We start from the raw sequence: 14,635 nt of genomic DNA on the forward strand, positions 1-14,635 counted from the left end.
TCTAATTATATCCGAAAATATGCAATAAAAATATATATGATTATCAATATATTATCATTTCAATATATTTTAAGTCAACAATTTTTAAATTACTTTCACGAAAATATTTACTTTACTTTTTCAAATTAATAATATATTTATTATTTATATCGAATAACATTTTCTTTTAATTTAGTATGGCCGTTAGACCGCGAAACTCATTTTACAATAAACAAATGGAACAAGGAGAATTAATTTTATGTTTAAAACATTAAAATCCAAGCTCTATTTTCTCATGATAGCAGGGTTCATTTTTATTTTATCGATAAATGTATTTTTGATTTACTACGCAGGCGCTTTGAAGCGGGATACCTTAAATATGAATGCCGTTTCCCAGACCGAAGGAGCAATTAAAGACCTCAAGGGAAATCTTTTGCAGATAATATTTCTATCCCGTGAAAAAATGCTCAAAATAAACACGGCTAAATCTAAAAAGGCTAAATCTAAAATCAAAAAATTTTACAATGCAAAAATATTAAAAATAGCAAATGTTTCCAAAAATGAATTTACGAATTTAGGATTTGCTTTAAAAGGTTATACCTCCGGATTTAAAAATGTTAAAGCTAATTCTATTTTTGGAATTAAAAAGACCAATTTACATATGTTTGTCTCTAAAAATACCAGGCTTAACCTTTTAAGCCTGTCCCAAAAATATCATATTTTTCATCCGATAGCCGAAAGGGTTTTAAAATACCCGTTATTGCTCGGCGCCGCAATGAGCCCTGCATATTTTGAAAGCCAGCTTAATCCGATGATAAGCCAAATAGGCAATATACACCGCGCGGCAATGTCGTCGTATTACGGCAAAGTAAAATTTTTAAATATCCTTTTTACCGTCTTTCCCATCCTGTTTTTAATAATACTATTATTTGTGGCAATTTATTTTAAAAAAACCGTAGTGGATACATTAAATATCGCCGTTAATAAAATAAAGCATATCGCCGAAGGCGATTTGACTTCCAAAATAAAGCTGAATGTCCATAGGGAAAGCGAAATCGGCATTCTTGCGGAAAATATAAACAGCTTAGTTGATTCTCTATCCAATAATGTAAAAGGCATTATGAATACATCCGGCCGCCTCGGCTCTCAGTCGGAAGAACTTTCCGCATCTTCAAAAGAATTCGAAAAAACGATACAACAAATGAGAGAAAAGGCATCCATGATTATAGAATCCATTAAACAGATGTCCATAGCCATCGTAGAGGTTGCCAAAAATTCCAACTCTTCCGCCAACAAAGCCTCAGAAACCGAAAAGGTGGTTGAATACGGAACAAAATCCGTTCAGGATGTGGCGACGGAGATGAAAAATATAGAGCGTACCGTAGGAATAGTCTCTAATACCATTACGGAGCTGGGAACTTCGTCAGAAAAGATAGGGGAAATAATCGGTGTAATAAACGACATAGCCGACCAGACTAATCTGCTTGCGCTAAATGCCGCAATCGAAGCCGCTCGCGCTGGAGAACAGGGAAGAGGCTTTGCCGTTGTTGCGGACGAGGTCAGAAAGCTTGCCGAAAGGACGACAAAGGCAACAAAAGAAATTGAATCGATGATATTAAGCATACAGAAAAACACGCACGAGGCTGTTACCTCGATGCAAAAGGGCAGGGAGGAAGTGTCAAAAGGAGCCGAAATTGCTCAAAAATCCGCGGAAGCTATATCCCGTATAAATAATTTAATGAGCAAGCTTAAAGAAATGATTACGCAAATTGCAGCCGCATCGGAAGAGCAGTCTCAGGTCAGCGAAGAAATATCATTATCGTCAGGGGAAATCATTAATTCCCAGGATAGCGCATCAAGCGCTTCTAAACAGGTCATTGCGTCATCCGAAGAGCTTGCCCGCATGGCTACTAATTTATCGGATATGGTAAGCGTTTTTAAGGTTTAGAGCAGTTTCCAGTTTGGGCTTAGGCGAAAATCAGCCGGCAAGATTACCCCTGCTTTGCAAAGTTTATAACATCTATTATAGGTAAGTAAATTGCTAACGCAAGGAAAAGGACCATGCCGAAAATTATGGTTAAAAGAACAGGTTCTATGCTTGCCTGAAGCATACTGAGCTGATGGTCTAAATCTTCGTCGAAGTAATCGGAAACCTTCGCAAGCATTTCGTCTATATGCCCTGTTTCCTCCCCGACGCTCACCATTTGAATTACGATGCTCGAAAATATTTTGGAGTTTTTAAAACTGTTGGAGATGGATTCCCCCTTCGTAACATCTAATTGTATTTCATCTATTTTTTTGGTAAAAAATTTATTGTTTACGGCATTTCTAATGAGTTCGAACGACCTGTTCACCGGCAGCCCGCTCTGAAACAACAGCCCAAAAATCCTTGTAAACTGGCTCATCATAGATTTGTAAAATATACTCCCGAAAATAGGTATTTTCAGCTTGTATTCATCCCACCAAAGCCTTCCGCCTTTAGAGTTTATAAATAACTTTACGGCAATAACCGATGATGCGACCGCCCCGAAAATTATGTACCAGTAATTTACGAAAAAATTCGATATTGCAACCAAAATCCTTGTCTCCAAGGGAAGCGGAACATTAAAACTCTTGTAAAGCATAGCAAATTTCGGTATTACAAATCCGACAAGGATAACTACGGCAATAACAATGGCAGATAATACTATTTTCGGATAGAATGTGGCGCTTCTCACTTTTGATTTAACTGCCATATCCTTTTCCATTAAGAGCGCAAGCCTTACGAGTATGTCATACAAAAGCCCGCTTGTTTCCCCGACCCCTACCATATTGACATAAATTTCCGAAAAAACATTCGGATGCCTTGCCAGACTTTGAGAAAGGGTTTGACCGCTTTCGACATCCTGTTTAACCCCGTTTAAAATAGCTTTAAATTTCCTGTTTCTGGTAAATTCTATTAAGGAATCTAAACTTTTTGTAAGCGGAACTCCTGATTGGTAAAGCGTAGCTAATTGTCTTGAAAAAATAACTACATCCTTTTTGGATACCGTCTGAAGGATTGGGAATATGTCCCCCCAGGAAAAACTCGTTGCCTCTTCCACCTGTATCGGGATAAGCCGTAAATCCTCTATTTGTTTTTCGGCAGAAATAGGCGATGCGGCTTCCAGCCTTCCGACTATGAGTTTTCCCGATTTATCCCTTGCCCTGTAACTGTAAATAGTCATAATTAATTCCTTAATCCTGTGTGAGAAATTATTCAAATACTTCAATATTAAACAATACCTGATTCCCGCTTCGCTCTCGTGCTTTACGGCACTCGTGAAGTTCCAAAGGAACTTCACGAGCACGAAGGAAGGGAGCGAAGCGATAATCCAGAAAATAACATTTCTAATGCAGGACTAAGGTAATTTTATTTTATATATCCTGCGTGGCTTGAAGAACCTCTTCAAGCGTGGTACTGCCGTCTATAACCTTTTTTAATCCCGCTGTCCGCAACGGAACGAATCCTTCCCCGACAGCCTCGCTTCTAATTTGCGCCGAATCTGCCCTTTCGATTATTAACTTTTGAATATTTCTAGTTGGCATTAAAAGTTCCATAATACTAATCCTCCCGTAAAAGCCTGTATCCCTGCACAAATCGCATCCCGCTTCTTTATAAAATGTATAGGCGGCATCGGAAGACAGCCCCAACTCTTTAATAACCGCCGGTTCAGGCGTATAAGGCTTTTTGCATTTATCGCACAACTTTTTAACCAACCTTTGCCCGACTGCCCCTGCAAGCGACGATGAAATTAAAAACGGCTCTATCCTCATATCCAAGAGCCTTGAAATAGCATTAGACGCATCCTGGGTATGAAGCGTAGAAACGACAAAGTGGCCTGTCAGCGCTGCCTGAATCGAAATTCGAGCCGTCTCGTCGTCTCTTATTTCGCCCACTAATATAATATCCGGGTCCTGCCTTAAAACTGCCCTTAAAGCCCCTGTAAAGCTCACGCCGCCTCTAAGATTAGCTTCAATCTGGTTGACATGCCTTATCTTGTATTCAACGGGGTCTTCCACCGTTACTATATTCTTATTTAAGCTGTTAAGTTCCGTAATTACGGAATATGCCGTCGTCGTTTTACCGGAGCCGGTAGGACCGGTTATAAGAAACAGTCCGTATTTTTTATATATTATTTTTAAAATTTTATCCTTTATATTTTTATCTAAAGGCAAATCCGAAACCTTAGAAATGCTCAAAGACTTATCCAATAATCTAAGAACGGCCTTTTCTCCGTTTATCATCGGAACGATGGAAACCCTGACATCAAGATTTTTACCGCCCGCATTTATTTCGAATCTCGAATCCTGAGGATTCCTTTTTTCGGCGATATCCATATTAGCCATTATTTTTATTCTTGCAATAACGGGGTTTAAAAACTGGAGCGGAATCCTGTTTACATCTATAAGCTCCCCGTCAACCCGCTCTCTGACGATAATTTCATCGGTCAAAGGCTCTATATGAATATCCGAAGCCCTGTTTTTGGAGGCAGAAAATATAATGTTATCTACGAGCTTTATGATATTTATGTCCTCAGACTCCAGAACCTCTTTAACCGTTGCAGACGCCGCCCGCGGGATAGAAAAGCCTGCCGCCGCCCCGGGAGTATTCGTAGCAATATTTTGGCCGAAAGAAGCCTTTGATATATCTTTAGCCGTATAAACAAAGTCTATCGCTCTTATTATTTCATGTTCTTTTGCCAGAACTATTTCTATATTGTAATGGACATGCCTTCTTAACGCATCGGTTGCAAAGACATTCAAAGGGTCCGATAAGGCAACGGTAAAAATACCGTCTGAGAGACTTATCCCTACCATTTTAAATTGTCTTGAAAGCCCCTCGGGTATAATTTTTCCGACTGCCGGGTCTATAATAATTTTCGATAAATCGATCTTTTTTACATTGAGCTGTGACGACAAGGCATCTATCATATTGTCTTCCGACAAAATTCCGAGATTTGTTAACGCCGCGCCTAATCTTAAATTTCTTTTTTTTGCCTCGATAAGAGCGGTTTCAAGCTGTGTCTGATTTAAAAGCTTTGCATCGATTAAAATCTCGCCGAGCTTTTTTGTCTTAGATAAGTTATTAATCAATAAGCCCATAATAGTATTACCATAATTTTATCACCCTTATGCGTTGCGCGTCACGCTACCTGCTCCTCTGTTTGTTCTTCGGGGCATCCCTTACTCAGAGATGGGAGCATCCCGTTATTCTTCCCGTATGCGTTAAAATTTGTATGCACCCGATACCTTTAAATACTCGCTTCTAAATTCATCGACCCCAATCTGCCCGGGAGCCGTTATTCCTGATGGGGAAGAGCAGTACGCAAGCGACGAACCGTAAAGCAAAGATAAAACCCTTGTTATTTTCCCTTTTTCACCCATGCTAAAGACGGTAAAATCTGGAAAAGTTGACGAACCTTCCGTTTTAATCCTGGCGAGTTTTTGGTTTTTCTCAAGCGTATTTAAGGCGTCTTCGCTTGAATTTGCCGTATCGGCAATTTTAAAAAAATCGGCGCCGAAAAAACTTGAATCGATATAATATTGAATCGTATCCCGTAAATTTATGGGCTTGCTATTATCATGAACGGACAGAATAACCTTTGAGTTTTTAGAGCGGGCAAAAAGAATAAATTCTTTTATTAAATATCTTTCTAAAATATCAAGCTCGATATCGACAAAATGTATCCCAACTTCTACAAGCGATTTTAAGAATCTAAACCTGTCGGAATTTTCCGTACCTCTTTTTGTGCCGATTATATTTATACCGTTATCATTTGAATAAGAAATTAATTTAGAAATCTTTTTGACAATTAGATGGTCGTTTAGCAGGGGCAAGGCGGCGGTCTCTTTAATTAAATCGAATCTAATTTCTAAAAATTCAACGCCTTTAGCCTTAGCATAATCTATATCTGGAAATATATTATCCAATGTCGTGTTTCCGACGGACAAGCACAGTCTCGGCATAGCCAGTAAATCCTTCGATAATTTAATTAATTATGTTTATTTAGTTTTAATCTTTTCCGATGCCAGTTCCCCGCCCAATCCCCACTCATCCTTCGGAAAGTCTTCCACGACAACCCATACGGCTTTTTCGTCTATATTTAAACTTTCTGCCACACTTTTAGTAACAGATTCGATAAGATTTTTCTTTTGTTCCTTTGTTCTTCCTTCAAGCATTTTAATGGACACAAACGGCATTTTATTCCTCCGAAGGTATAAAATAATTTAATGATTATTAAGTTAAAGCGAGCTTGAAACTTTTAATTTTAATAAAACTTACTATAACAATTTTTTATAAATTATTCAATTATCCTTTTTCCTTTTTATAACGAACGATAAGACTAAATCCCTTACGGGGTCTTCATAAATCTGGGGAGTGTAAACTTCTACGGCCACAAAATAACTGGTCAGGGAAACATCGGCAACCCTGATTAACGGGGACGGGTCTTTTTCGATTAAGTTATTAACCCCGCCGTTACTATTATTGTTACTATTTATATCATCTGCGCCTGCGCCTGTTAAGTAATTAAATAATTCCGTTTTAAAACTTTCGAAATCTACTTTTTTATCCAGCTCGAACCTCACTCTGACTATCCTTCTGCGCGTATTAGAGTAATTCGTTATCAAAGCCTGCATTAAAATATTATTCGGCGCTCTCATAGTAAAGCCGCTATCTTCGACAATTGTCGTAAAAAGTATATTAATGTCTTTTATGACCCCCGTATATCCGGGCTTGACAGCCTCATGCTGATAAGTTGACATTAAAAGACCGTATTGCCATGTTACAACGGTTATCCTGTCTCCTATTCTGAAGGGTTTTCCAAAAATAATTACAAATCCGGCAAATAAATTAGACAGAAGGGACTGCGATGCGATACCCAGTATTACGCCCAAAAAAGTAGCGCCGAGAAGAATGTTGGATATGTCTATGCCTAAGGTGGTAAAAATAAATAATACCAGAGTAAAATATGCGATAAAGCTGAGTAAAAATCTAAAAAATCCGGCTCTGTCCTCGGAAATATAGCCGCCGAGTACCTTAAATAAATTCTTTTGGATAACCTTTATCGCGATTATCCCAAAAACCGCTATAAAAACAGCCTCTATAATGGAAAAGGAACCTTTCGGCAGAGAACCTTTCGGAAAATATCTCGCGTAATATGATATGACATAAAAACCGACAAAAGATAAACCGCCGAGAACGGCTATTAATATCAGCGCATTAAATAATTTACGTATATACCTATTCTTAAGATAGTCGTTTTTATAGTCGTCCTTTTTCTTTTTCATAGTTAATATTTCCTTAAATCACCGTTAGAAATTTATTTTTCTGGATTCCTGCTTTCGCAGGAATGACAGCCGTTGGGTGAAAAGTTAAATTCCAACATTGTCATTCCTGCGAAAGCAGGAATCCAGAATTTATAATATGTTGAAACAATTTTAATAGTTTCTAACGGCGATTTAAGGTATTTTTATTTAATCTGTTTTTGTCGGTTCAAATTAAATAAAGCGCCGTAAGAAAATTATATGCCCAATCGTAAATATCATTTTCCATAATAACATTTTGCATTTTAGATATCCTTCTTTCTTTTTCTTCCCTGCTCATAAAAAGCCCGTTATATATCTTTTCGGCGAAGCATTCCGTATTAAACGGATTAACCAAAAGAGCATCATACAACTCTTTCGCCGCCCCGGCAAACCGGGATAATATAAGCATTCCGTTATAATCGGTATCCGACATGATATATTCTTTAGAAACAAGGTTCATACCGTCATGCAGCGGGCTGACTATCATAACATTGCACAGCCTGTAATACGCTAAATAAACCTCTAAATCAAGCTGCTTAAAATATCTTACGATAGGATACCAGTCGGATGTTCCATACTTCCAGTTAATATTATTTATAAGTCCTGAAATGTCGTCGTTAAACTTTTTATAGGCATCGATATGTACTCTCGACAATACCCCAAATTGTACAAAAACAAACTTGCCCTGAAGTTCGGGATGGTTTTCCAACAACCTGTCGATTGCCGTTAACTTTTCGATAATCCCCTTGGTGTAATCCAACCTGTCAACCGAAACAGCCAAAAATTCATACGAAGGTTCGATAATCTCGTCATTTTTTTGAATATTGTCGATTATCTTATCTACATCTTCGGATTTGGCAAGGTGATTTAAATAATTTGCATCTACGCTAATCGGAAAAGACATAACTTTGGTTTTATGTCCTTTATATGTAACGGAGTAATCCGCCCAATTAACCTGAGCCTCAAGCTCCCACTCGCATGCCCTTAAAAAATTCTGGCAGTGGTATATTATTTGAAAACCGATCAGATCGTTTGCCAACAAACCCTCGAGCAGTTCCATCTTTTCGGGGCATATCGAAAATATTTCGGGATTCGGCCACGGAATATGCCAGAAGATAGATGTTTTAATGTTTTCGTCATAATCTTTTAAATATTTGGCGCATCTCGCAAGGTGATAATCCTGGAGCCATACAACATTTTCGAGAATACCGCCGCCATTATCGCCGTTTGCGCCGCTATTCGAACCTTCGATCTCTTCTATTATCGAATCCGCAAACTTTTTATTTACCTCGTCATAAGATAAAAACTGATTAGAATTAAAAACCGGCTTAATATATACGGTATGGCATAACGGCCATAAAACCGAGTTTGCGTAACCGTAATAATATTCATTTAAGTCGTTTTTTGTAAGAAAAACCCTTTTTAGCGTATAAGATTCTTCCCCTTCGGGCAGTTTTATTTTTCCGCCGCCATCGGAAACAGCCTTATCGGCACTTCCGCCGCCATAGGCAATCCATGTTCCGTGAAGATTTCGCATTATAGGTTCAAGCGCTATGGTAAGACCGCCGATAGATTTGACGGCCTTAATCTTTTTCCCTGCATATTCATGCGCAATAGGTTCTCTGTTGGAAACAACGATTAAATTAATATTGCCTAATTTTTCTTTTATTAAATTATTAAATCTTTCTTTTTCCATTTATTCGGGTTTTTATATAAATTTAATTAAAAGATAAATTGTTGGGTTGTTGAGGACGGTTTATTTGAATATTTTATATTATTTTTGTTATTTTTTCAATATTTTAATATTTTTCGTTATATGTTATTTTAAATTAATATGCTATACAACGGTATCGAAAGAATAGATAAAATAAAAAAAATTATCGCAGCGGCTAACCCGGATGTAATCGTTTTTTGCGTTGATTTCGACGGCACATTGGTCAAAATATGTAAAAGTCCATATGATGTCGCCGTTGCCCCCAGCCTGTATGATTTTTTAACCAAAATAAATACTATAAACAATATTTTTTTATGCATAGTAACGGGAAGGGAATTAGCCGATATAGAACAGAGAGTTAATATAAAAAGAAATATAATTTATTCGGGAAATCATGGATTTGAAATTAAAAGCTATTACAAAGATTTTAAATTAAATTTTTTAATAGAAAACGCAGTTAACTACATTCCTTTATTAACGGAGGCTCTAAGCCAGATTAAAAAGAAGGGTATAAACAATTTGATAATCGAAAACAAGAAATTTTCCATAAGCATGCATTACAGGCTTTTAAACAACAACGAGGCAAAGTTTCTCAAGCAAAGCGTCAAAGATATAATAACCAAAAATCCTGAATTTAAAAAATATTTGCATATAACAAGAGGGAAAAAGATACTGGAAATAAGGCCAAGGATTGATTGGAATAAGGGTTCCGCCTGCGATTATATTATTAAAGAGATGTCAAAAACCTGCTTAGTTTCCAGTAATAGGACTGGCTCCGCCGGATCCGCCGCCCTGCCTAACCCCGTTTCAACTAAAAAATTTAATGTTTTAAGGGTAAATATCGGCGACGATATTACCGATGAGACGATGTTTTCGCATAACTATTCCTTTAATCTGGAAGAAAATACCTTTAATGTCAGCCTTATAAACTGTGTTATAGGCAAAAAGCAATCTTTGGCAGATTTTTATCTTGCAGATTATAGCCGCACGCCTGTTTTTATAAAAAACATCATTGACATTTTTTCGGGTTGATAAACGCAAAGAAGTAAGCATCGTAATTTTTTTTTAATTTGATTTATTTGGTTTTATGTTATATAATTAAAATAAATGAGGTTTTATATTTTCACCTTAACTCCTCAATGTAATGTCCTCCTAACCTGCCGGTTAAAAACTACTTCCGGCAGGTTTTTTTATGTCATTTTCACTAAATTTTTACTACCGGTAATTTTGGAACAAGAAAGGAACAAAAAAGTTATGACATTTCTACTTTGCCTCGACAAGGAACAACCCTAAATTGCCGATAGAAAATTATTTTTCTGGATTCCCGCTTTCGCGGGAATGACACCTGTTGGGTGAAAAGTTAAATTCAGGGATTGTCATTCCTGCGTAGGCAGGAATCCAGTATTGATAATATTTTGAAGCAGTTTTAAGAGTTTCTATCGGCAATTTAGGGGAACAAGAAAGTTATTGACAGTGGATTAAATTTCACATATACTAATTAGGAATAATCGGTAATAAATCTTTAATCGCTTAGCTTTTTAGTTTATATATCTCAAATTGATGCCGGTATATATTTAATCGCCGGGTTCAATTAATTTTATATTCCCCGATAGCTCAGCCGGCAGAGCAAGTGGCTGTTAACCACTGGGTCGGCGGTTCGAATCCGTCTCGGGGAGCCACTTTAATGTTAGTAGAAAATGAATGATAGATTGGCATATCGCTTGATAAGTCGATCACGACCAAAGGGAGTCATCTGTCTCGGGGAGCCAGTTAAAACCGCGGCTTACGGCTCTCTTAAAAACCGTAAAAGTTCGTCTTCGGGAACGGGTTTCGAGAATAAATATCCTTGAACCATGTCGCACCCGAAGGAATTTAATATTTCCAACTGCTCTTCGGTTTCCACCCCTTCGGCAATAGTCTTCATGCCTAACTTGGAAGCCAGAACCACGACGGTATTAACTATCGCCAAATCCTTGGGATTTTCCATCATGCCTCTTATAAATGAAATATCTATCTTGATAAAATCCGCGGGTATATTTTTAATATAAGACAAGGAAGAATAGCCCGTGCCAAAATCGTCTAATGAAATCTTAATCCCTTTTTCTTTAAAAGCATTCAATATTTTAAGAGCATAATCAAAATTTTGTATAAACAGGCCTTCCGTTATTTCGATATTAAGCATGGACAGATTAATTCCGTATTTGTCCAACGCGGAAACAACCATGCCTATCAGGCCTTCCTTTCTAAAACTGGCAGGAGATATGTTCATTGAAACCGGCGCGATGTTAAGCCCCTTTTCTTTCCATTCCTTTAAATTTCCGCAAATCTTGTCTATCAAAAACTCTTCGAACCGCCTTATAAGCCCCGTCTTCTCAAGAAGAGGAATAAACTTAACAGGGGGTATGAAGCCGGCATCTTTATTGTTCCACCTTGCCAGAGCCTCCATGCCGCATATTTTACCTGTTTTTATGTCGAAATAAGGCTGATAATGAATTAAAAACTCTCTATTTTTAAATGCGTTTATTACGCTGTTTTTCATCAGTAAAAACTCGGATGCCATGGTGTTCATCGATGCCGTAAAAAATTCATATTCCCCTTCCCCCTGCTCTTTTGCGCTTGAAAGGGCGATGTCCGCCGATTTTAAAAGGTCTCCTGCATTTTTTCCGTCATCGGGAAAGATAGATACACCCATAGTAAAAGAAATATTGAATGACTCGGGTATGGCCTCCTTTATATTGGTAATACTGTAATAGTCTTCTGCTTCCAATTTGGGCGCTGATTCATCTTCGATATACAAAGGATTTTTAAATTCTTCTTTTATTCTATCGATTATCCGCAAAATATCTTCTTTATTTTGTAAATCGGTAAATAATATTCCAAACTTATCATCTCCCACCCTTGCAGCTATATCCCCATCCCGCATAACTTTATTTAATCTTTTTGAAAAACTTTGTAAAAGCTTATCTCCGACACTATACCCATAAGTATTATTAATATAGGATAATTTATAAAAATCAATTACCGCAAGAGAAGCGTTCAGCCCTTTATATTCTCCCCTGCCAAGATAACCATCGATACGGGAGATAAAAAAACTCCTGTTCGGAAGATTAGTTAACGGATCGTGAAGCGAGATATATCTTAATTCTTCCCCCAATGTCTTTTCCTGCGTTATATCTTTAGCTATGGACACAAAATTTATGACTTTCGAATCTTCTTTATTTTTTATAGGAACAACCGTTGCATCTAAAGTAAATAATTCGCCGTTTTTTCTTCTGTTTGTAAAAATACCTTTAAAAACTTCTCCTGAACTTATTGTATCCCAGAAGGTTTTATAGAATTCGGCTTTATATAATCCAGATTTGAAAATCCTCGGATTTTTTCCTATAAGCTCTTCTTTTTTATATCCGCTTATATTTTCTGCGCCGCTATTAGCATATTCGATATTTCCAAGCCTATCGGTTACCATCATCCAATCAGGGCCGTTTTCTATTGCCGTGTATAGAGTATGCATCCATTTTTCGTTTGCTATTTTTTCGGTTATGTCTAAAATTATCACTAATAAGCACCGTTTATCGTTTAATGTAATCACGGTTATATGAGGCTGGACTATTTTTATTTCGCCGTTTTTAAGTTTATGTTGAAAAACTGCGACCCTGCCCCCTTCCGCAGCCGCCGTTCTTCTAAAAGTTTTAAGTTCCTGAGGAGTATGGGAAACATTTATATCGTCCACATCCATATTCAGCAGCTCGTCTTTTGAATACCCGTAAAACTTCACGGCAATGTTATTGGCATCCATAAAACGGCCGCTTTCGACATCGACAATAAAAGAAGGGAGCGGCAGATTGTAAAAAAAAGATTTAAACCGCTGTTCACTTTTTAATAAAGTCTCTATTTCTATAAACTTATTTTTATTAAAGTAGCGAAAAAATAAAATTCCGAGAAGCAACACAATAATAACGCCGGCTATCGTCGTATAAATAGCTATGTTAATAAGCCTGCCTGAGTATAGCTTAGTATCTTTAATAATATTTGCGGTAGGTAAATGGGAAAGATAAAGGGCATGTTTTAAAAAAAGCTTGTATGAAATTCTGGACGATATATATTTGGGATGTTTTACAATTATTTTAAGTATAGGTCTGCTGATATTTTTCCACTTAAAGTATGATTTATTAAAATATGATATAATCGGGCGGTTATTTTTTAAAAACGCGCTGTTTTTTTTAATAAATCCGTCAAGTTCTTTATACTGCTTATCGGTTCTTTTCAAGCTCTGTTCTAAGCTGTTTAAAGCCTGTTTAAAATGTATTTTTTGGGACGGCGAGGGTTTTAAGGCGCCGTAATATATAACTTTATCCACCCCGCTTTTAATATGTCTTATGTCTTTATTCAGTTCCATTGTTTTTAATAAAAGATTTGAATTAAAAGCGGTAATATTTTTTACGGGAATCGGACCCGTGAAGAACAAAATAGCGGCAATTAGGACGGCGGCAATTAAAAATAAACCTTCTATTAAGTATATTGAGTTATTTTTAAATATCATTTTTATCGGGCGCCCTTTTCTAATTATATGTTTACCCTTAAAGTACTATTTTGCACGATTAACATTAATTATACCATAACTTTTGCTAATTGCAGGAAGGCAATGGAAAATTTTACAGTAAAATTTTTACTTGCTATTTACAAATAATAAGATATAATGGTAAAAAAATAACCTTTTTAAGAATTTACTTGCTATTTACAAATAAATTAAAATTTAACTAAAATTAACAAAACAAAGTCAAAAGGGTTAAAGGAGTCGGTTATGAAAACTACAAAATTTTTAAAATTTTTTTCGATCGGTTTTATTGCTTTAGCAATAGGTATATTCGGACTTGCATCTGTTTTTCCAGGAGCGTCTTACGGGGCGTCGACGCAAATCACGCATAAAACGGTAATTAATAGCAACGCAAAATTAATAAAGTTATACATAAAGATACTTAACAAAGTCGGCAACAATAAACAGGCAGTATTAGAAATCGAAAAAAATCTTCAGGTAAGCCCCGCGGGATTAAAGTTATATATGAATATGAAAAAAGGCATGGGAGTGGGAAACGCCGTTTTTATAAAATTAATCAAAGACAACACTAATGCTATAAACAGAGCGGACACAAAAAACTTTATCAAGGAATATCTGGCTGATAACGACACCCTATCCCAGCTTAACGGCAACGAAGTAAATGTTAAAAATGTAATTAAAGAAATGAACGGCACGGTTAACTTAAAGGTGGTAAACGAGGTTTATAAAACCGAAACCGGCGTAACCGTCGACCATACTCTGTCTCTTGCGGTCAACACCCCGAACACGACGCATAATTTACAATTAGAAAATTATACGGCTAACAAAAACGGCAGGGTTTATCAAACTCATATCTTGCAAAACCAGATGAGTCAGGTAAACAACATGCAAAACCAGATGAGTCAGGTAAACAACATGCAAAACCAGATGAGTCAGGTAAACAATACCCAAAGGCAAATAAACCAAGTAAATAACACCCAGCAGCAGATTCAACAAACTAATAATATGCAGCAGCAGATGATGGGCAGGTAATTGATTTAAAATTTTATATAAACGAT

Annotated in this window: 10 protein-coding genes and 1 tRNA gene; 4 read left to right on the forward strand and 7 right to left on the reverse strand. The window is 36.8% G+C overall.

All coding sequences use genetic code 11. The annotated features are described in order from the left end of the window. Positions 1-238 precede the first annotated feature (238 nt). Complete coding sequence (locus EVJ47_05595; protein RZD14640.1) at positions 239-1,927, forward strand: methyl-accepting chemotaxis protein; 1,689 nt, start codon at positions 239-241, stop codon at positions 1,925-1,927. Positions 1,928-1,970: 43 nt separating this feature from the next. Here EVJ47_05595 and EVJ47_05600 read toward each other — a convergent pair whose 3' ends face one another. From EVJ47_05600 to EVJ47_05625, 6 genes are all read right to left on the reverse strand, one after another. Then, entirely contained in the window at positions 1,971-3,185 is a 1,215-nt protein-coding gene (locus EVJ47_05600) for a type II secretion system F family protein (protein RZD14641.1), read from the reverse strand. A 190-nt stretch (positions 3,186-3,375) separates the two neighbouring features. Then, the gene (locus tag EVJ47_05605; protein ID RZD14642.1) at positions 3,376-5,103 is read right to left on the reverse strand and encodes a GspE/PulE family protein; all 1,728 of its coding nucleotides are present in this window, start codon (positions 5,101-5,103) and stop codon (positions 3,376-3,378) included. Between the two features lie 123 nt (positions 5,104-5,226). Further along, the gene (locus EVJ47_05610; GenBank protein RZD14643.1) at positions 5,227-5,967 is read right to left on the reverse strand and encodes a type I 3-dehydroquinate dehydratase; all 741 of its coding nucleotides are present in this window, start codon (positions 5,965-5,967) and stop codon (positions 5,227-5,229) included. A gap of 36 nt (positions 5,968-6,003) precedes the next feature. Then, complete coding sequence (locus EVJ47_05615; GenBank protein ID RZD14644.1) at positions 6,004-6,201, reverse strand: 4-oxalocrotonate tautomerase family protein; 198 nt, start codon at positions 6,199-6,201, stop codon at positions 6,004-6,006. Between the two features lie 105 nt (positions 6,202-6,306). After that, positions 6,307-7,290, reverse strand: coding sequence for a mechanosensitive ion channel family protein (locus EVJ47_05620; protein RZD14645.1), 984 nt, complete (start codon positions 7,288-7,290; stop codon positions 6,307-6,309). 205 nt (positions 7,291-7,495) lie between these two features. Continuing rightward, the gene (locus tag EVJ47_05625) at positions 7,496-9,004 is read right to left on the reverse strand and encodes a trehalose-6-phosphate synthase (GenBank protein ID RZD14646.1); all 1,509 of its coding nucleotides are present in this window, start codon (positions 9,002-9,004) and stop codon (positions 7,496-7,498) included. A gap of 138 nt (positions 9,005-9,142) precedes the next feature. Here EVJ47_05625 and otsB point away from each other — a divergent pair, with 138 nt between their 5' ends. Both otsB and EVJ47_05635 read left to right on the forward strand, forming a co-directional pair. Further along, positions 9,143-10,054: a trehalose-phosphatase gene (gene otsB, locus EVJ47_05630; GenBank protein RZD14647.1), complete on the forward strand. Its 912-nt coding sequence runs from the start codon at positions 9,143-9,145 to the stop codon at positions 10,052-10,054. A gap of 571 nt (positions 10,055-10,625) precedes the next feature. Then, positions 10,626-10,701: transfer RNA gene (locus EVJ47_05635), tRNA-Asn, on the forward strand. A gap of 104 nt (positions 10,702-10,805) precedes the next feature. Here EVJ47_05635 and EVJ47_05640 read toward each other — a convergent pair. Continuing rightward, the gene (locus EVJ47_05640; GenBank protein ID RZD14648.1) at positions 10,806-13,562 is read right to left on the reverse strand and encodes a bifunctional diguanylate cyclase/phosphodiesterase; all 2,757 of its coding nucleotides are present in this window, start codon (positions 13,560-13,562) and stop codon (positions 10,806-10,808) included. Positions 13,563-13,823: 261 nt separating this feature from the next. On the opposite strand from EVJ47_05640, the gene EVJ47_05645 reads away from it, so the two are divergent. Further along, complete coding sequence (locus tag EVJ47_05645; GenBank protein RZD14649.1) at positions 13,824-14,609, forward strand: hypothetical protein; 786 nt, start codon at positions 13,824-13,826, stop codon at positions 14,607-14,609. Positions 14,610-14,635: the final 26 nt, after the last annotated feature.

This window comes from Candidatus Acidulodesulfobacterium ferriphilum (assembly GCA_004195035.1).
Classification (GTDB): domain Bacteria; phylum SZUA-79; class SZUA-79; order Acidulodesulfobacterales; family Acidulodesulfobacteraceae; genus Acidulodesulfobacterium; species Acidulodesulfobacterium ferriphilum.